We start from the raw sequence: 18,921 nt of genomic DNA on the forward strand, positions 1-18,921 counted from the left end.
CCGCCCGGCATCCCCCACCCACCAGCACCGCTCACGACGAGGAATCAGGCCATGCGCACCCTTTCACCGCGTACGACCCGCCCCCTGCCGACCCGGCCGGCCGTCGCCGACGGCATCGACGACCTGGTGGGCGCCACCCCACTGGTCCGGCTGCGACTCGACGGTCTCGCACCGGGCGCCGAGGTACTGGCCAAGCTGGAGGCGGCCAACCCCATGTCCAGCAGCAAGGACCGGGCAGCGCTGTACATGCTCAAGGCGGCCGAGGGTCGGGGCGACCTGGTCCCGGGCGGCACGATCGTCGAAGCCACCTCCGGCAACACCGGCATCTCGCTGGCCGCGCTGGCGGCCGCACGCGGCTACCGCTGCGTCATCGTGCTGCCCGACAACGCCACCACCGAGCGGGTGCGTCTGCTGACGGCGCTGGGCGCCGAGGTGGTGCAGACCCCCGCCGACCTGGGGTATCCGGGAGCCATCGAGAAGGCCGAGGAGATCCACGCGGCCACCGACGGCTCCTGGTTCCCCTGCCAGCACGAGAACCAGGACAACGTCGAGGCGCACTACGCCACCACGGGTCCCGAAATCACAGCGGCCCTGGAAGCCACCGGGCGCCGCGCCGCCACCCTCGTGTGCGCGGTGGGCACCGGGGGGACCCTCACCGGCATAGCACGCCATCTGCGGGACCACGACGCGTCGTTGCGGGTCGTCGCGGTCGAGCCGGAGGGATCACCGATCCTCTCGCGCGGTCAGGCCGGCCGCCACCGCATCCCCGGGCTCAACGGAGGCTTCGTCGCCCCGACCACCGACGTCTCCCTGATCGACGAGGTCGTCGCCGTCTCCGACGAGGACGCCCTGCACACGGCCCGCCGACTCGCCTCCGGCCAGGGCCTGTTCGTCGGCGTCTCGGCCGGCGCGGCCGTCCACGCGGCACGCCAGGTGGCCGCCCGCCCCGAGTACCGGGACCGGACCGTCGTCACCGTCCTGCCGGACACCGGCGAGCGCTACCTGAGCATGTGGGACGGCGCGTCATGACCCTGCTGCACTCGACCCTGCGGACGTTCGGCGAGGCCGTCAAGGTCCGCATCGGAGAGACGACGACCACGCGGTTCATCGCGCTCGCCGACACCACCGACGGCCGGCTCGGCCTGTTCCACCACCACATGCTCCCGGGCGCCGCAGGCGCGGCCCCGCACTACCACACCCGCATCTCGGAGTCGTTCTACGTCATCTCCGGCGAGGTCACCCTCCACGACGGAACCGGCTGGCGCACGGCCCACACCGGAGACTTCCTGCACGTGCCTGAGAACGCCGTGCACGGCTTCCGCAACGACAGCGACGCCCCGGCGGAGATGCTGATCATCTTCACGCCCGCGGAGAACCGCGAAGAGTACTTCACGGGCCTGGCCGAGCTCCTGGCCGACGGCAACACCCCGACCCGGGCCGAACTGGTGGCCCTCATGGAGAAGTACGACCAGTTCGAGATCGACGAGCCCTGATCCCCGGACCCCCTGATCCACACGGGCTCGCCCGCCCCATCCGCTTTCGCTCCGTCCCCCGTTCGACAACTCCCGGAGGTACACCGACATGAATCCCGTCAACTGGGCCCGCTTCGTGCTGCTGGCCGCTCTGTGGGGGTGCAGCTTCGCCTTCATCAAGGTGTCGCTGGACGCCTTCGCCCCCCTCCAACTCGCCTTCGGGCGCCTCCTCGTGGGCGCGCTGGTCGTCGTGCTGATCGTCGCCGTGACCAAGGCCGGGCTCCCCAACCGCAAGGCCTGGGGTCACATCGTCGTCGCCTCGGTGTTCGGCAACGTCGTGCCGTTCACCCTCTTCGCCATCGGCGAGCAGCACACCACCGCCACCGTCGCCGGCGTCATCCAGGGCGCCACACCGCTGGTCACCCTGGGGCTCGCGGCCCTGGCGATCAGCACGGAGAAGCCCACGGCCCGCAAGGTGACCGGCCTCCTCATCGGCTTCATCGGCCTGGTCGTCGTGGTCGGGCCCTGGCGGACCGACGGTTTCGGTTCCGTCGGCGGCCAACTGGCCTGTGTCGGAGCCGCCGTCAGCTACGCGATCAGCTTCGTCTATCTGCGCCGCTTCATCGCGCCGTACAAGATCCCGGCCCTGGCCGTGACCGCCGGGCAGCTCACCTCCGCCACGGTCATCACCGGTCTGATCACCACCTTCACCATCGGCTGGGACCTGCCGGGCGAACTGACGGCCGGCCCGCTGCTGTCCCTCCTGGTGCTCGGAGGCGCCTCCACCGGTGTCGCCTTCGTCCTGATGAACCAGCTCATCGCGGACGCCGGCCCGACGACCGCCTCCGGCGTCAACTACCTCGTCCCGGTGTTCTCCGTGATCGTCGGCGCGGTCGCCCTGCGCGAGGCCGTCACATGGAACGTGCCGGTGGGCGGCGTCATCGTCATCGCCGCGCTCGCCCTGGCGGAGGGACGGCTGTCCCGGCCTGCGCGCCGTACCGAGGTACCGCCCGCGTCGGCGCCGCCCGCCGCCGGCCCCACGCCGGCCACGGCCGGCCGCAAGGCCTGCTGAGCGGCCCGTTCTGGCATCCGAGCGGCCCGTTCGAGGCCCGCGTACAAGTCCGTCCGCCGCCCTTCACGGTGCGTCCCGTTCCCGGGGACGCACCGTGCGGCGTTTCCAGGGGGAGGGGCCGAGAACAGAAGTCCTGTTCCGGCCCCTCCCCCAGACGCCGTCACCGTCCCTCCTCGCCGCCCCGCCTCGCGAGCGGCGTTCTCCGTTCCCGCTGCCTCCCTCGTCCCGGGAGCGACGCGGGATACAACCGGGAACGGCGCGAGCGAGCCTTGCGGAGCACGGGGAAAGACCACAGCGCTACCGGAAGACCCCGGCAGCGAGGCGGCCACAGCGCGCCCCGCCACCGCGAAAGCGGCCGGTTCACGGCTCGTGCGGGGCGGCAGCGCAGCTCGGCGCCGGCCTGGTCTTCCGTGCGACGGACCGCGCGGTGCGCGCCCGCCGCCCGCGGTCGGCCAGGTTGTCCGGTCTTCATGACCGAAGCCCACCGCCCGCCCGCCGCACAACGAACTCCCCTCCGCCAGCGATTCGCCAACCGGACCGACAGGCCGCACCGCGCGGCGGCCTTCGCACACAGAAAGAGCAACCGGCATGCCCCCCATCACCGCAGCCACCGCCCTCGGCGACGCCCGCATCATCACCGCGGCCGAGCTGGAGTTCCGTCCCCTCGAGGGCACCGGCCCCGCCGCCCGCACCACACTGGCGACCCCCGTCAGCCCGGCGGCGGGCTCCACCCACGTCACCCTCCATGTCGTCCGCATCGCCGGCGGCGAGTCCTTCACTCCCGACAACAGCTCGGCCGAGGAGAACACGGTCGTCGTCTTCGCGGGCTCCGGCACCGCCGCGGTCGGCGACCTCGGCCGCCCTGTGGAGCGCGGCTCCGCCGCCTACGCACCGACCGGCCGCACGCTCACGCTCACCGCCGACGAGGCCGGGATGACGGCGTACGTCTGGCGCACCCCGCTCGCCGGAGCCACCCCCGGCAGCGCCCCCGTCCTGCACTCCTCGCTGTGGGACGAGACCACCCAGCTGCGCGGCTTCAACGGAACCGGCCAGGTCGAGGCCGCCGAATCCCGCGCCACCATGAACTTCGTCTTCTGGCCCGGCAACGGCAGCAGCCGCCTGTGCCTGCACTGCGGCATCCAGCAGCCCGGCGAGACGTTCAACGTCCACATCCACCCCGACAGCGACGAGGCGTTCATCGCCTTCGAAGGCATCGGCCAGATGTACCTGCGCGACCGCTGGATCGACGTCGCGGCGGGAGACGTGCTGTACGCGGCCCCCGGGGTCCTGCACGGAGCCCGCAACCCGCACACCGGTCCCACCGCCCGCCGCTTCGTGACCTGCGGCGGCCCCAGCCCCTACGACCCCGCGCTCTACTCCGCCGCCGGTTACTCCTCCCAGGTCAGGTGAACGCCCCGTGTGCCGTATCTACGGAACCTTCAACGTCCATTCCGACGAGGCCGAACTGCGCCGGGTCGCCGACCTGCTGGAGCACGGCGGCCCCGACGCCCGGGGCGTCGCACACCAGCCCGACTGGGCGCTCGGCAACAACCGCCTGTCGATCATGGACCCCGAGGGCGGTGCCCAGCCGTACCGCCTCGGTCCCGTCACCGTCGTCTTCAACGGCGAGATCTACAACCACCGGGAACTGCGCGAGCGTCTCACCGGACTCGGCTTCCACTTCGCCGACCACTGCGACGGCTCCATCCTGCCGGCGCTCTACATCACCTACGGGGAACGGTTCGCCGAGCACCTGGACGGCATGTACTCGGTCGCGGTCATGGACCTGCGCGGCACCCCGCGCCTGGTCCTGGCCACCGACGACTCGGGCATGAAGCCGCTCTACTACCACTGGGAGCGCACCACCGGACGGTTCCACTTCGCCTCCGAGCTGCCCGCGCTCCTCGGCTTCCCCGACGTGCGCGCGGAGGAGGACGAGACGGGCCTGGACGCCTACCTCACCTCCAAGACACCGTTCGGCGACCGGACCATGTTCCGCGGCGTCCGCGTGCTGCCGGCGGCCGCCACCGCCGTCGTCAGCCACCGGGACGGACTGCGTGTCAAGCGCCGTCCGATGGCCCACGAGCAGGGCCTGCGCCCCGACCACGGGCGCACCCTGGACGAGGCCGGCGCGCAGTTGCGCGACCTGCTGTCCCATGAGGTGTCCCGGCTGCTGGTGGCGGACGCCCCCGTCGCCGCGGTCACCTCCGGCGGGCTCGACTCCAGCCTCGTCACGGCGCTCGCGGCCGAGGCGCGCCGCACCGGCGGCGGCGCGCTGCACACCTTCAACATCGCCTACACCGGCACCTGGCCCAGCGACGAACGCGCCTACGCCGCCGAGGTCGCCCGCAGTGTCGGCGCCCGGCACCATCAGGTCGAGATCGACCCGGCCACCTTCCCGGACCTGATGACCGACGTGGTGCGTCACCTGGGGCAGCCCAACGCCGACCCCATCACCCTCTCCACGTTCTCCCTGTTCCGCGCGGTCCGCGACGCGGGCTTCAAGGTCGCCCTCACCGGCGACGCGGCCGACGAACTCTTCAGCGGCTACAGCCGTATGACGCAGGCGGTGGGGGCCCACCACGGATCCGACTGGGCCGACGACTACCTCGACCACCTCGCCGCCGTCCCGCGGGCCCTGCGCGAGAGCCTCTACACCGACGCGTACGCCTTCGCCGTGAATGGCGCGGGCCCCGCTCTGCCGGCCGGTATCGGGCGCACCCTGCGGCGCGGGCCGGGCAGCCGGCTGGAGCGCATCACCGCGGTGGAGCAGCGCTACCGCCTGCCCGCCTACCACCTGCGCCGCGTCGACCACCTGTCGATGGCGAGCTCGGTGGAGGTGCGGCTGCCGTTCTGCCAGCCGTCGGTCGTCCGCTTCGCCGCCACTCTCACCGACAGCCACAGGCTCGTACCGGGCGTGGGCGTCAAACGCGCCCTCTACCGGGCCGCTGAGGGGCTGGTACCGCGCAGTGTGCTGGAGAGGCCCAAGCAGCCCTTCACCCTCCCGGTCACCGCGATGCTGGCCCCCGGTCAGCGGCTGTGGGCGATGGCCCGCGACGTACTGGCCCCCGAGACGCTGCGTGCCGACGGCCGTATCCGGCCCGAGCGGGTCGAGGCGCTCTTCGAGGAGCAGGCCGTCCGGCCCAGCGACACCGTCTCCCTGGCCCTGTGGTCGCTGATGTCACACCAGTTGTGGCGGCAGGAGTTCTTCACGGCCGCCGGTGGTCCGCTCCCCCTGGCCGCGCCGGCCCCGGTCCTCCAGGCGGCGGCATGACTGTCACCCTCGCCAGGGCGCACGGCACGCCCTGCCCCACCGCCGTTCTGGACGCGCGCACGCTGCCCGAGGCCGAGCCCGAACTGCTCGCCCGGCTCACCGAGTTGCGGTCGACCCTCGTCGAGCACGGGGCCGGAGACGTTCTGAAGAACGCGCTCGTCCAGCCCTCCCGGCACCCGCTGTTCGACCTGGACTACCGGTTCGTACAGTCCCTGCCGGACCGCATCGACAGCTTCGACCTGCGCGGCTCCTGCGGGCACTCCATCCTGGCCGCCGTGGAGGCCGCCGCCCGCACCGGCATGATCCAGCCGCTCGTGCCGGGCTGCCGGGTGCGGGTCAACGTCCTCAACAACGGCGACAACGTCGTGTGCGAGACCGAGGAGACCTCCGACGGGGGCACGCGCTTCACCGCGCACTTCCTGTGCTCCCCGCCCCGGCCGGTGCGGGAGCTGCTCATCACGGGCGACCCGGTCACCGGCATCCCCTTCGAGGGGCGGACGGTGCCCGTCTCCCTGGTCTCGATGGGCAATCCGTACATCTTCGTGCACGCTGTCGAGCTCGGAGCCCCCACCGTCGAGGACCTCTTCGCCGACGACGCCGCCCTCTTCGACCGGATGACCCGGCTGCGCCGCGCGGTCTGCGAGGCACAGGGCTGGGACACCGCGGGCGCCTTCCCGAAGGTCGCCGCGCTGCTCCCGGACGCCGCCGGCACGCTCGCGGTCCGGGCCGTCTCCGTGCCGTCCTGGCACCCCACGGTGGCGCTCACCGGCGCGACCTGTCTCGCCGCGGGCGCCGCCGTCGAGGGCACGGTGCCCCATCTGCTCTCCGGACACACGGAGCAGTCGCAGAGCGGCATGCTCGCGCTGCGCACGCCGGGGGCCACGATCCGCGTCTCGGCCCGCATGTCCGGCGGCCGGCAGGACCGTCGGCTCGCCTGGATCTCCGTGGCCGAGAAACAGGTCGACTACCGCGGCCACTTCCTGCCCGTCCGAACCTCCGAGGAGTTGTCTTGGCTTCCGCTGACAGCCTGACCGTGCCCGAATCGCCGGCCCTCTCGGACGCGCTGCTCGCCGTCCCGGGCCCCACGCTGACCGCGGCGGTCCGTGAGCGTCTCGCGGCCTGTGCCCAGGCCGCCGACGCGAGCGGCGAACCCGACCGGGATGCTGTGGCCCTGCTGCGCGAGAGCGGAATGCTCGGCCTGGCCCTGCCCTACGAGTACGGCGGCACGGCCGCCGACGCCGAGGGCCTGAACACCGCCGTCGAACAGGTGGCGCAGGTCAACGCCTCCGCCGCGATCATGCTCTTCCAGCACTACGCGGTCAGCAGGCGCGTCCTGGAGCACGGCAGCCCCGCCCTGCGCCGCCGGCTGCTTCCCCGGCTCGCGCGCGGCGACTGGCTCGCCGCCTCCGCGTGGAGCGAGACCGGCGCGGGCGCGAACAAGAAGCAGCTGTCCACCACGGCCCGCCGCACGCCCGACGGCGGCTGGGTCCTGGACGGTGCCAAGGCCTTCACCACCAGCGCCGGTCTGGCGGACGTCTACCTGGTGCTGGCCCAGACGGAGGAACCGGCGGCGGACAGCCGCGCCGGCGGCGGCTCCGACACCGGTTACGGTGCCGTGGGTCAGACCTTCTTCCTGGTAGCGGCGGACACGCCCGGTCTGGTACCTGACACGTCGCTACGGCTGACCGGCATGCGTGGTTCGGCGACCGGCTTCGTCTCCGTCCACGACTGCCAGGTGTCCGACGCGACCCGGCTGGGCCCGGTCGGCGCGGCCGCCTCGATCATCGCCGGCGTCCGGGACAGCGGCGCCACGCTCGGTGCCGTCTCCGTCGGTGTGGCCCAGGCGGCCCTCGATCTCGCCCACCGGCACGCCGAGCGGCGCGGACTGACGGCACTGCAGGCCGTCCGCCACCAACTGGTCGACCTGGCCACCGAGGTGGAGGCCGCCCGCGCGGTCGTCGAGCGCGCGGGACGGCGGAGTGCCGCCGACCCCGGCATCGCCACGCTGCACTCCAAGCTCTTCGCCTCCTCGGCCGCCGAACGGGTCGTCGCCGCCGTCGAACGGCTGCTCGGCTCAGCCGGCTACGTCGCCTCGCACGAGATCAACCGCTACGACCGCGACGCCCGCGCCGTCGCCCTGATGGGACCGACCAACGACCTCTGCAAGGAACTGGTGAGCCTGACATGGAACCGCTGAGCACCCTGCCTCCCGTACCCGCCGAGCCGACGGCCGACGGCGGTCCCGCCGAGCTGGTCGTCGAGGGCGGACGCCTCGTCACCCCCGATGGCGTCCGGAACGGAACCGTCGTGATCCGTGACGGCCGCGTGGCGGCCGTACTCGCGGCCGGGGAGCCCCTGCCGGCGGGCCCGCGCCTCGACGCCCGCGGCCGCTACGTCCTGCCCGGCCTGATCGACTCCCACGTCCACTTCCGCACCCCCGGCCTGGAGTACAAGGAGACGTGGGAGCACGGCAGTCGTGCCGCCCTCGCCGGGGGCGTGACCACCGTCATCGACATGCCCAACACCCGTCCGGCGTCCCTGGACGAGGCAGGGATCCTCGCCAAGGCCGACATGATCGAGGGCCGTTCCTGGGCGGACTACCGCTTCCACATCGGCGCCGATCCCGACCACCCGGAACTTCTGGCGGACATCGATCCGCGGATCGCCACCTCCGCGAAGGTGTTCATGGCGGGCCACCACACCGCGCCGGTCGTCTTCCGCGACGGCGAGCAGCTGCGGCGGGCCTTCGCCGCCGCCGCCCGCGGAGGTGTCCGGCTGGTCCTGCACGCCGAGGACCAGCACGTCTTCGACCTCCTCGACGCGGGATCGGGCACCCCCGACTCGTACGGCGGGTACGAGCCGCACCGGCCCCGCTCCGGCGGCATCGTCGCCGTCGCCCAGGTCGTCCGCCTGGTGCGCGACTACGGGACGAAGGCGCATATCCTGCACGTGTCCTCGGCGGAGGAGGCCGACCTGTTGTCGGCGGCGGCCGCCGAGGGACTGCCCCTCACCTTCGAAGTGACCGGCCACCACCTGTCGTTCACCCACGAGGACACCACCCGGCGCGGTCCGCGCACCCGGCTCTCCCCCGCCATCCGCGACGGCCGTGACCAGCGGCGCCTGTGGCGGGCCGTGCTGCACGGCCAGGCCGTCACCCTCGGCAGCGACCACGCCCCGCACACGGTGGAGGAGAAGAACCGCCCGCCCGCCGAGGCGCCCCCCGGCCTGCCCGGAGTCCAGGAGCTGGCCACGGCCGTCTGGACCGGACTGCGCGCACAGGACATCGCCCCCGACGAGGCGGCCGCGCACCTGGCCCGGCTCATGGGGGACGGGCCCGCCCGCCTCTTCGACCTGCCCGGCAAGGGCCGGCTCGAACCGGGCGCGGATGCCGACCTGACGCTGCTGGACCCGTCCGAGCGCTGGCAGTTCTCCGGGCGCGACGTGCTGTCGCTGTGCGGCTGGTCGGCGTACGAGGGCTGGACCTTCACGGGCCGCTTCACCACCACGGTGAAGGCGGGACGCGTCTGCTGGGACCTGCGTGCCGGGTTCGCGGGCCGGCCGCAGGGGCGTTGGCTGCGGGGCTCCGCCCGCCCGCTGGAGGTGGCACGATGACCGGGACCCTCCTCGCGTCCCAGCCCGCTCGCGGCACGGCGACCGAACTGGCAGACGCCTTCCGGGCGGCGATGTCCGCCCTGGCGGCACCCGTCACCCTCGTCACGTGCTACGACGACCGGGGCACACCGCGCGGTCTGACGGCCAGCGCCGTCACGTCCCTGTCGCTGAGCCCGCCGCTGTTCCTCGTCTGCCTCGACCGGGGCTCGCGTACGCACGACGCGCTGGTCGGTGCCGAGGCCTTCGCCGTCCACCTGCTCGGCACGGGCGACGAGCACCTCGTCAGGCGGTTCATGCGGCCGGCCGAGCAGCGCTTCGACGACCTCGCGCTGGTGCCGGACGCGCATCCGGCACCCGTCCTCCAGGACGTCGCCCTGACCCTCCGGTGCACGCGGCACGACGTGCTGGAGGGAGGGGACCACACGATTCTGGTGGGCCGGGTCACCGGTGTGGACGGCGAACCCGCCGACGGCGGCGGCCTGGTATGGCACCGGCGGGGTTTCGCACACGCGCGACGCCCGTGAACCAGCGCCCATGATCCGACGCCCGACCCGACGTTCGGCTGCCGCCGGCTCCACGGCGGCAGCCCGTCCGTCCTGGGGCCCGTCCCCGCGGCTGCCCGGACCGGCAGTGTTCCGCACACCCCCAGGAGAACCCTCATGGCGAAGCGCCCACGTCAGGTCTTCGACGATCTCGCGCGGCTCGGGACGCTGCTGTCGAGCAGCATCGACGCGCGTCTGCGCCGGGAGTGCGGCCTGCCCCTGAGCAGTCTCAGGGTGCTCCTGGCCGCCGCCGATCACACCCCCGCCTGCCGCGTGCAGGACATCGCCGACGCCCTCGTGATCACCGTGGGCGGAGCGAGTCAGGCCGTCGACCGCCTGGAGCAGCGAGGTTTGTGCGTACGCCGCTGCAACCCCGCGGACCGCCGTTCCTCCCTGGTCGACCTCACCCCGGCAGGCAGGAACCTGCTCGACGAGGCTGCCCCGGTGTACGACCAGGAACTCGACACCCTCCTGAGCGTCTCCCTGCCGGAAGCCTCCTTCACCGAACTCGCCCACGCACTGGCCGCCTTGCGCGGCGCGGTCGCCGTCGGCGTCCCCTCGAAGGGCGGCAGCCCCGACAGGGTCGGTCTCGGCTCAGCGGCGGGCTGAAGGGGAGGGGACGCAGAGGCTCCCGGACCGGGCGAGCAGGTAGCGGAAGGGCGGGTGGTGAGCCGACGCGGTGGCGCGGACAGGCCCCTCGGACGAGCGGCTCGTCGGGCGACATCACGTTGTCCGGACCCGCCTGGGAACGGAGGCGCTCGTGCGAGACTGCGCGACCGGGAAGTGATCGCCCTGGTCCGGAGAGGTGCTGAACAGCAAGATGCCCGTGAGGCGACCACGGGCGGACAAGAGCCGGCGTGCCGGCCCGCAGCGGCCCGTCGCGGCAGGTCACGGAGCCACCAGGTCTCTTCCGGGACATCTGACGAGCGGATGCCGCCGAACCCCGGCCGGCCCACCGGGGTGTCACGCGACGCGCGCCCCGTGGCGTTCCGAGTGGCGGGCACGGCGCCGTGCACGCGGTTCCTCCAGGGTGCCGGTGGCCTCGACCACGAGGCGGACGCCGCAGGAGAAGGCCGTGAGGAGCGCCGACGCGAGGAACGCCCCGTCCCAGACCACAGTGGTCATCACGAGGAGTGCCGCCGCCCACACCGCCGCGGCGGCGGCCCCCGCCCGGCGGTGCATCGGGAACAGCAGCCAGGGGACGACCGGGGCGAAGAAGAACATGGCGAAGCCTATGAGCAGTGCTGCGGCTGCCATGACGGGCACCTCGCTCGTCTCTACAAGGAGGGGTGACCCCCTGTCCACCTCGACTCTATCCGTCCTCCGCAGGTCACAGCGCCTGCCGGCTCCGCCGGGAGGTGTGGGCACGCCGAAACGGGAAAGTCCGCCCCTGTGGACGCGCTCCTGGTGACCTTCGGGCACAGCACCGCCGGCCGGGACCAGATCGGCGAGCTGCTGCGTGATGCCGGTGTGACGGCCGTCGTGGACGTGCGGACCGCTCCCGGGAGCCGCCGGAACGCCGATCTGCTGCGGGAGCGGCTCGCCGAGTGGATGCCGGCGGCCGGCATCGCCTACCGGTGGGAACGCGACCTCGGCGGGTTCCGCCCGCTGCCCGCGGACAGTCCGGACGTCGTCTGGCGCAACGAGTCCTTCCGCGGGTACGCCGCCCACACCCGCTCCCCCGAGTTCGTCACCGCCATGGACCGGCTGCTGCGGGAGGCGGCCGGCGCACGAACCGCCGTGATGTGCAGCGAGGCGGTCTGGTGGCGCTGTCACCGCCGTCTCATCGCCGACTTCGCGGTGCTGGCCCGCGGCGTCCCCGCCCGGCACCTCATGCACGACGGGCGGCTGAGTGCGCATGCGCCGACACCGGGAGCCCGTCTGCGCGACGACGGGCTCCTCGTGTACGACGCCCCCGTCGGGCCGCCCAGGGGCTGAGCCGTCAGTACAGCTTGTTCACCGCCGTCACCGTCGCCGCCTTGAAGTCCGCCACCTGGGCGTGCTGGAAGGTGCCCATCTGGCCCCAGCGGACGATCGTCACGGTCGCGCCGTCACGGCCGACCGAGAAGAGGCCGATGTCGGAGGAGCCCCAGGCGGAGACGGTGTGGATGCCGTAGACGTCGGCGCCCTCCTCGACGTTCAGCCGGCCGTAGTACTTCTGGGTGGCCGTGAGGTCGGGGTCCTGCTGCATCAGCTTCTTCGCGCAGCCGGCGAGGTCCTTGCGCAGCAGTGCCGCGAAGTCCTTCGCCCACTGCTCGCTGCGCCCCTCGACCGTGAGCTGCTGGGCGTTCGTGTCGTACTCCGTCCAGTACTCCCGGTGGGTGGTGATGGACGGCAGCGCGTCGCCCACGCACATCGGCAGCGGGTCGGGCCGGCCGGCGGTGACCGGACCGGCGTACCAGGCAGAGGCCGGGTGCGACGGCAGCTCGGCCGGCTCCAGGAACCGGGGCGTGTCGGAGGCCGGTGCGGTGGCCGCGACGGCCGGCACGGCGGCCGCGGCGACACCGGCGACGGCCGCCAGCGCGGCCACGGTGGTACGGATGCCTCGGTTACGGATCTTCATGGTCTCCCCCATTGGTTTCCCCCGGCGTTCCCGGTCGGATGCGCGGGCCTTTGCCCTTGCCCCCCGTATGACCCGCCACCCGCCGCGACCGTTGCCCTGTCGGCCTGCCACGGATCCGTCCCGATTGTCACCGGCCCGCTACACGCCGTCAGAGCCCCTCCCCGAGGGCGGCGACGGCGGCGGGGCCGTGGCCGGCGGCGAGGAGGGGGGCGCGGATGTCGTCCTCCGGGTCGGGCACGTAGCCGATCAGGACGTCGGCGGGGCCCTGGATGCGGACCTCACCGACGACGGCGGGCAGCAGAAGGGTGCGGGCGCGGTCCAGCAGGCCCGTCCAGGAGCCGGCGGTGACGGTGACGGGGGCGCCCGCGTTGGTGAGGATCCGCACGGTGGAGAAGCGGTACGACAGGGGCGCAGCCGGGCTGGCGGACCAGCGTTCGAGGGCGAAGTACGGGCCGGCGCAGAGCACGGTGCGTACGACGCCGTCGCCCTGACGGATACTCAGGCCGGGATGGAACTCGGGCCGGGGGCCTGGCCTCCACTCCTCGAGGAGACGGCCGAGGTTGCCGTGCCACTCGTGGTCGGGGACGGGCGAGCCGTCCTCCATGCGGTGGCGCATGGCGTGCTGCTGGATGTCGGACGTCTGCTCGATCTCGTACACGAGGGTGTCCGGGCCGAAGCTGTGCAGGGTGCCGCCGGGGACGTAGACGGTCTGGCCGGCGCGGACCGGCAGGCGGCGCATGACGGCGTCGAAGTCCTGGGCCAGCAGCGCCCGGTGCAGGGTGTCGCGGTCCACGCCGGTACGGACGCCGACCAGGGCGGTGGCTCCCGGTGCGGCGTCCAGGACGTGCCAGGCCTCCGTCTTGCCGTGGGGTTCGCCCTCCAGGCGGCGGGCGGTGGTGTCGTCGGCGTGCAGATGCACCGGGAGCGCCCCGCGGCCGTCGATGAACTTGGTGAGCAGCGGGAAACGGGGTCCGGGCGGGAGCCGTGGACCGAGCAGTTCGACCGGGTGTTCGGCCATGATCTGCCGGAGCGTGCGTCCGGCGAGGGGGCCGTCCAGGACGATCGAGGCATCGCCCTCGACGTCGCTGACCTCCCAGGTCTCGGCGACCGGCCCGTCGGGCAGCCCGGAGCGCCCCAGCCGCCCGGCGATGGCCCGGCCGCCGAAGACGTGCTGCTTGACGGGGGTGGTGAGCCGCAGCGGATGCCAGTCCACGTCCCTCCTCGGACGGGTCGGTTGCCGTTCCCGGCCCGGAGTACCCCCGGGGCGAGAGACACATGCGTGCGGCACCCGGCGCCCGTGACGAGCCTCCGACCGCGGATGCCGCCGCCTCGCGCCCGGCGCGCGCCGCTCCCCCGTCCGTGATCCGCTTCACACCGACCGAGGCCCGGGCCCTGGCCTTACAGGGCGTAAAGCGACCGAAGAATGGATAGGGGTCATACGGCGATACGCGAGGAGTGTCCGACGTGCCCGGATGCCGGGCGCTGCGGCTTCAGGGGAGGGAGCGCGCATGGACGGCCGGCCCTTGCACGTCGGACCGCAGCCGGAACCCTTGTACCTCGAACCGCGGCTGGAGCCCCGGCTGAGGTCGCTCATGGCGGCGCACGGCACGCTGCACTCGCTCGTCGACGCGCTGGGCTCACCTCTGCACGTCGTGGTGCCGGACCAGATCGCCGAGAACCTGGAGCGGTTCCGGTCGGTGTACCGGGCGCACCATCTGCCCGGGCAGGTCTTCTACGCCCACAAGGCCAACCGGTCCAGTGCGCTGCTGCGGCGGCTCGCCGCGACGGACGCGGGCGTGGACGTGGCGTCCCTGGGCGAGTTGCAGCACGCGCTGGGTGCCGGGTTCGACGCCGGCCGGATCACGGCCACCGGTCCGAAGAACCCCGAGTTCCTGTGGCTGGCGGCCCGTACGGGGGTCACGGTCAGCGTCGACGCCGCCGCCGAACTGGACCAGCTCGCCGCCCTGGTGCGCAAGCACGCGCTCGCGCCGGTACGGGTGCTGCTGCGGCTGTCGGGCTTCGAGACGGCGGGGGTGAAGGTGCTGAGCCGGCGCAGCCGCTTCGGCACTCCCGTACGGGAGTTGGAGCTGCTGCTGGAGGCGGTCGAGCGGCATGCCGACGCCGTCGATCCGGCGGGGGTGGCCTTCCATCTGGACACGACGAGTGTCTCGGAGAAGGCAACCGCCCTCGAAGGGTGTCTGGCCGCGCTGGAGTCGTGCCGGAGCCGGGGGCTGCGGCCGCGGGCCGTGGACGTCGGCGGCGGGTTCGGCGTGAGCTATCTCGCCGAGCGGGAGCAGTGGGAGGCGTACACGAGCGGGCTCACCGCGGCCGTGCTCGGCCGGCGTCCGCCGCTGACGTGGGGCGGGCACGGCTACGGGCTGCGCAACGAGTCCGGCACCCTGCGCGGCACGCTCGGCCTCTACCCGGCCCACCGGCCCGTCGCCGGCGCCGCCTATCTGGACGAGCTGCTGGCCCAGCCCGCCGCCTCACTGGGCGGACGCCCGCTGGCCGCGCTGTTGCTGGAGCATCTGTACGACCTGTACACCGAGCCCGGCCGGGCTCTGCTGGACCAGTGCGGCCTGTCGCTGGCGCGGGTCCTGGAGGTCCGCGGCCGGGAGACCGAAGGGCCCCTGCTCGTACGGCTGGCGGCGAAGGCGGACGACATCGCCCTGGAGGACCACGGAGTGCTGATGGACCCGGTCGTCCTCCCCCGCGGCGGAGCCGGGCCGGGCGGGGGGCCCGTGGCCGTGCACCTCTTCGGCAGTCTCTGTCTGGAGAGCGACCTGATCACCCGGCGCACGGTGTTCCTGCCGCGCCGCCCGGAACCCGGCGACCTGCTGGCCTTCGCCAACACCGCGGGCTACGCCATGGACTTCCACGCCACACGCGCCCAGCACCAGCCCGCCGCCCGCCAGGTCGCGGCCTGGCAGGACGGCGACGCCTGGCGCTGGTGCCTGGACGACCAGTTCTGGCCGATCACGCCCTCGAGGGGAGCTCAGTGAGGTACGACAGCATCACCGAGGCGATAGGCAACACCCCTCTGGTGCGGATAGACCCGGCCGTGCACGGCCTGCGCAACATCGACCTGTACGCCAAGCTGGAGATGCTCAACCCGTTCGGCTCGGTCAAGGACCGGGCCGCCTGGAGCATGGCGGGGCCCCTGCTCGCGGAGGCGGTCGAACACGGCAGCCAGGTGGTCGAGTTGTCCAGCGGCAACACGGCCAAGGCCCTCGCGGTCATCGCGGGCATGCACGGTCTGGGCTTCAAGAGCGTCACCAACCGGATGCGGGTGCCGGAGATCAAGGACCTCCTGCTGCTGCTCGGCGCGGAGATCGAGGAGCTGCCCGGGCAGAGCGAGTGCCTGGACCCGACCGCCACGGACGATCCGCTGACCCTGTTCCACCGGACGCTGTCCGCCTCCGGCAGCGCCTATCTGCACACCGACCAGTACTTCAACCCGCGCAACACCGAGGCTCATCTCACCGGCACCGGGCCGGAGATCGTCAAGGACCTGGACGGCCGGGTCCCGGACTGGTTCGTCGCCTGTGTGGGCACCGCCGGTTCCTCCACGGGCGTCGCCCGCGCCCTGCGCGAGGAGGACCCGTCGGTGCGGGTGGTCGGCCTCGTGGCGGCCAAGTCGGACTTCATCCCGGGGATCCGCACCATCGACGAGGTGCAGGAGGTCGGCCTGTTCGACCCGGACACGTACGACACGCTGGAGTCGGTCGGCGCGGACGAGGCGATCGAGGGGATGCTGACGCTGAACCGCCGTTGCGGCATCCTCGGCGGGCCCACCGGAGGGGCGGCCTACTTCGGTGCGGTCCGTCATCTGCGGGCGCTGGACGAGCAGTCGGAGGAGCGGCGGACCGCCGTCTTCATCGTCTGCGACCGGGTGGAGAGCTATCTGAGCTACGTCCGGCAGCGGCGCCCCGATCTGCTGGGCCGGCCGCCCCGGAAGAACTCGCCCGCCGACCTGTCCGACGCCGAGGTCGCCGGGGCGCCGTCGGTCACCGTGACGGAGGCCCGGCGCTGGATCGGCACCGGCCGGCCGCTCGTGGTCGACCTGCGCAGTCCGTACGCGTACGCGGCGCTGCACATCGACGGGTCGGTCAACATCGCCGACGAGCTGTTCGCCGAACTCGTCCGGGGCGGCCTGCCGTTCAGCAGGAGCCGGCCGGTGCTGCTGGCCTGCCCGGTCGGCGAGCAGTCGGCGCGGTACGCGGCACTGCTGACCCGGATGGGCCACCCCGACGTGCGCAGCCTGGCCGGCGGCGTCATCGCCTGGCGGGACGCGGGCGCGCCCCTGGTGCGGGACTGACCGGCATGACCGCACCGCTCACCCGCGAGGATCTGCGTCCGTGGCAGCGGGCGCTGCGCGCCCAGTTCCCCATCGTCACCGGGCATCCGGAGCTGGCGTACCTGGACAGCGCGGCCACGGCGCAGAAGCCGCAGGCCGTGCTGGAGGCCGTGCAGAGGTACCTGACGACGTCCAACGCCAACTCCGGGCGCGGCACCTACACCTGGGCCAACCGCACCACGGAGCTCGTCGAGCGGACCCGTGAGCGCGTCGCCCGGTTCCTCGGGGACGCGCGGCCGGAGCGCTCCGCCGTCCACTTCACCGCCGGCACCACCGAGGGGCTGCGGACCGTCGCCCGCGACTGGCTGCCGGGTTTCCTGCGCGACGGCGACGAGATCGTCGTCCCGGACGCCGACCACCAGGCCAACATCGTGCCGTGGCTGGAGGCCCAGCGGCTGCTCGCCCGCGAGGGCGTGCACGTGCGGGTGGTGCCGATGCCGTACCAGAGCGGCTCGGGGGACTACGACCACCGGGCGCTGGCGCAGCGGGCCGGGCCGCGCACGCGGTTCGTGGCCACCACCCATGTGCACCACGTCTACGGCGGCGACATGAACGTGCACCGCATCCGTGAGGCCGTCGGCCCGGACGCGGTCATCTGCCTGGACGCCGCGCAGAGCGTCGGCCATCTGCCCGTCTCCGTGGCCGAACTGGACGTGGACTTCGTCGTGTTCTCGGGCCACAAGGCGCTGGCCCTGCCCGGTTCCGGGGCGGTGTGGGCCCGGCAGGCGCGGGGGCCGGCGTTCGTGCCCGGCGGGTGGAGCGGCACCCCGAACACGGTGGGCATCGCCTCGCTCGAAGCGGCCCTGGACTGGCTGGAGGCGGCCGGTGTCGACCGGATCGAGCGCTGGACGGCCGACTTGGCGGTCCGGCTCACCGAGGGGCTGCGCCGGCTGGACGCCTACGAGATCCTCGGCTGCCCGCTCAGTCTCGCCGCCGACTCGACCGTGCAGCGCCGCCAGGGCATCGTGACGCTGCGGCACCACGCCATCGACTCCGGCGACCTGGGGTTCATCCTGTTCAGCCACGGGTTCATGGTGCGCTCCGACCATCACTGCCAGGGTGACGCGGGCGAGAAGACCGGTTCGGTGCGGGTGAGTCTGCACGTGTACAACACCGTTGAGGAGATCGACCGGCTGCTGTCGGTTCTCGCCTCGCTCTCCTGACACCCACCGTCTATGCGTAATGGGAACCGTTTCCACCTGTAGGCTCTGACCGTCGGGAGTCAGGTGCGATACGGCGAGGTGGCGCGACCGGATGGGGCTGAGTCTGGCGACGGCGGAGCGGTGGGTGGAGCGCTGGGAGCTCCAGCAGCAGCGGTACGCCGTCGACCGCGAGGAGCGGTTCACGGTGATCGCCGATGTCGTCGAGCACGTCATGGCGGGGCGCGCGACCCCGCCCCTCGTCGTGGACCTGGGCTGCGGGCCCGGGTCCCTCGCGGCCCGGCTGATCCGGCGGCTGCCGGACGCCGAGATCGTGGCCGTGGACCGGGACCCCGTCCTGCTGGAGCTGGGCCGCACCCACCACCCGGACGCGGCCCGCTACGTCGACGCCGAGATCGGCGCGCCCGGCTGGACGTGGGCCCTTGATCTGGACCGGCCCCTGGACGCGGCGGTCTCCACCACGGCCCTGCACTACCTCGACCGCGACACCCTGCTGGCGACCTACCGGCAGCTCGCCGTGCTGCTGCGCCCCGGGGGCGTCTTCGTCAACGGCGACCACTTTCCCCAGGGCCAGACGGGCCCGGCCGGGATCGCCGCCCACGTCGGGCGGTGCCGCGCCGAGCGGCAGCGCGTGTTCGCCCACGAGGACTGGAGCTCCTGGTGGGCGGCGGCCGGCGACGACCCGGAGCTGACCGACCTCCTCGCCGAGCGCCGCCGCCGCGAAGCCGCCCTCGGCACGGCGCGCCCCGCCGAACTCCCCCTCTCCGCCCACCTGGAGCTCGTGCGGCAGGCCGGCTTCGCCCAGGCCGGCCCGGTGTGGCAGTACGGCGACAGCTGCGTGGTCGTGGCGGTGCGCTAGACCGGGCGTT

18 protein-coding genes are annotated in these 18,921 nt (G+C 73.2%); 15 read left to right on the forward strand and 3 right to left on the reverse strand.

The annotated features are described in order from the left end of the window. Window positions 1-51 precede the first annotated feature (51 nt). The 10 genes from AB0F04_RS17475 (at window position 52) to AB0F04_RS17520 (ending at window position 10,581) form a co-directional block, all read left to right on the forward strand. Entirely contained in the window at window positions 52-1,029 is a 978-nt protein-coding gene (locus AB0F04_RS17475) for a cysteine synthase family protein (RefSeq protein WP_362042419.1), read from the forward strand. Further along, entirely contained in the window at window positions 1,026-1,493 is a 468-nt protein-coding gene (locus tag AB0F04_RS17480) for a cupin domain-containing protein (RefSeq protein ID WP_362042421.1), read from the forward strand. The genes AB0F04_RS17475 and AB0F04_RS17480 overlap by 4 nt, the downstream gene beginning before the upstream one ends. 88 nt (window positions 1,494-1,581) lie before the next feature. Then, on the forward strand, window positions 1,582-2,544 hold the full coding sequence (locus tag AB0F04_RS17485; protein ID WP_362042422.1) for a DMT family transporter: 963 nt from the start codon (window positions 1,582-1,584) through the stop codon (window positions 2,542-2,544). Window positions 2,545-3,132: 588 nt separating this feature from the next. After that, window positions 3,133-3,954 carry a cupin domain-containing protein gene (locus AB0F04_RS17490; protein WP_362042424.1) on the forward strand — a complete coding sequence of 274 codons (822 nt, stop codon included), beginning with the start codon at window positions 3,133-3,135 and terminating at the stop codon, window positions 3,952-3,954. A gap of 7 nt (window positions 3,955-3,961) precedes the next feature. Then, window positions 3,962-5,818, forward strand: a complete 1,857-nt coding sequence (asnB, locus tag AB0F04_RS17495; protein ID WP_362042426.1) for an asparagine synthase (glutamine-hydrolyzing) — start codon at window positions 3,962-3,964, stop codon at window positions 5,816-5,818. Beyond that, window positions 5,815-6,849, forward strand: a complete 1,035-nt coding sequence (locus tag AB0F04_RS17500) for a PrpF domain-containing protein (protein WP_362042428.1) — start codon at window positions 5,815-5,817, stop codon at window positions 6,847-6,849. Before asnB ends, AB0F04_RS17500 begins: the two co-directional genes overlap by 4 nt. A 56-nt stretch (window positions 6,850-6,905) precedes the next feature. Next, window positions 6,906-8,015, forward strand: coding sequence for an acyl-CoA dehydrogenase family protein (locus tag AB0F04_RS17505; RefSeq protein WP_362042817.1), 1,110 nt, complete (start codon window positions 6,906-6,908; stop codon window positions 8,013-8,015). Further along, complete coding sequence (locus AB0F04_RS17510) at window positions 8,003-9,430, forward strand: dihydroorotase family protein (RefSeq protein WP_362042430.1); 1,428 nt, start codon at window positions 8,003-8,005, stop codon at window positions 9,428-9,430. Before AB0F04_RS17505 ends, AB0F04_RS17510 begins: the two co-directional genes overlap by 13 nt. Further along, window positions 9,427-9,954: a flavin reductase family protein gene (locus tag AB0F04_RS17515; protein ID WP_362042432.1), complete on the forward strand. Its 528-nt coding sequence runs from the start codon at window positions 9,427-9,429 to the stop codon at window positions 9,952-9,954. The genes AB0F04_RS17510 and AB0F04_RS17515 overlap by 4 nt, the downstream gene beginning before the upstream one ends. A gap of 135 nt (window positions 9,955-10,089) precedes the next feature. Further along, window positions 10,090-10,581 (forward strand): MarR family winged helix-turn-helix transcriptional regulator, encoded by a 492-nt coding sequence (locus AB0F04_RS17520; protein ID WP_362042434.1) that lies wholly within the window; start codon window positions 10,090-10,092, stop codon window positions 10,579-10,581. 354 nt (window positions 10,582-10,935) lie between these two features. On the opposite strand, the gene AB0F04_RS17525 is transcribed toward AB0F04_RS17520, so the two are convergent. After that, complete coding sequence (locus AB0F04_RS17525; RefSeq protein ID WP_362042436.1) at window positions 10,936-11,229, reverse strand: hypothetical protein; 294 nt, start codon at window positions 11,227-11,229, stop codon at window positions 10,936-10,938. Window positions 11,230-11,364: 135 nt separating this feature from the next. Here AB0F04_RS17525 and AB0F04_RS17530 point away from each other — a divergent pair, with 135 nt between their 5' ends. Next, window positions 11,365-11,910, forward strand: a complete 546-nt coding sequence (locus AB0F04_RS17530) for a DUF488 domain-containing protein (protein ID WP_362042437.1) — start codon at window positions 11,365-11,367, stop codon at window positions 11,908-11,910. A gap of 4 nt (window positions 11,911-11,914) precedes the next feature. Here the strand turns inward: AB0F04_RS17530 and AB0F04_RS17535 are convergent, their stop codons facing one another. Both AB0F04_RS17535 and AB0F04_RS17540 read right to left on the reverse strand, forming a co-directional pair. After that, window positions 11,915-12,547 carry a hypothetical protein gene (locus tag AB0F04_RS17535; RefSeq protein ID WP_362042439.1) on the reverse strand — a complete coding sequence of 211 codons (633 nt, stop codon included), beginning with the start codon at window positions 12,545-12,547 and terminating at the stop codon, window positions 11,915-11,917. A gap of 136 nt (window positions 12,548-12,683) precedes the next feature. Next, the gene (locus tag AB0F04_RS17540; protein ID WP_362042441.1) at window positions 12,684-13,748 is read right to left on the reverse strand and encodes a mannose-6-phosphate isomerase; all 1,065 of its coding nucleotides are present in this window, start codon (window positions 13,746-13,748) and stop codon (window positions 12,684-12,686) included. Window positions 13,749-14,043: 295 nt separating this feature from the next. Here AB0F04_RS17540 and AB0F04_RS17545 point away from each other — a divergent pair, with 295 nt between their 5' ends. The 4 genes from AB0F04_RS17545 (at window position 14,044) to AB0F04_RS17560 (ending at window position 18,911) form a co-directional block, all read left to right on the forward strand. Further along, the gene (locus AB0F04_RS17545; protein WP_362042443.1) at window positions 14,044-15,537 is read left to right on the forward strand and encodes an alanine racemase; all 1,494 of its coding nucleotides are present in this window, start codon (window positions 14,044-14,046) and stop codon (window positions 15,535-15,537) included. Then, a complete protein-coding gene (locus AB0F04_RS17550; RefSeq protein ID WP_362042445.1) occupies window positions 15,534-16,853 on the forward strand; it encodes a pyridoxal-phosphate dependent enzyme in 1,320 nt (439 codons plus the stop codon). The genes AB0F04_RS17545 and AB0F04_RS17550 overlap by 4 nt, the downstream gene beginning before the upstream one ends. A 5-nt stretch (window positions 16,854-16,858) precedes the next feature. Further along, window positions 16,859-18,055, forward strand: coding sequence for an aminotransferase class V-fold PLP-dependent enzyme (locus tag AB0F04_RS17555; RefSeq protein ID WP_362042447.1), 1,197 nt, complete (start codon window positions 16,859-16,861; stop codon window positions 18,053-18,055). 91 nt (window positions 18,056-18,146) lie between these two features. Beyond that, entirely contained in the window at window positions 18,147-18,911 is a 765-nt protein-coding gene (locus AB0F04_RS17560) for a methyltransferase domain-containing protein (protein WP_362042449.1), read from the forward strand. Window positions 18,912-18,921: the final 10 nt, after the last annotated feature.

This window comes from Streptomyces sp. NPDC029041, from assembly GCF_040637515.1.
Taxonomy (GTDB): Bacteria; Actinomycetota; Actinomycetes; order Streptomycetales; family Streptomycetaceae; genus Streptomyces.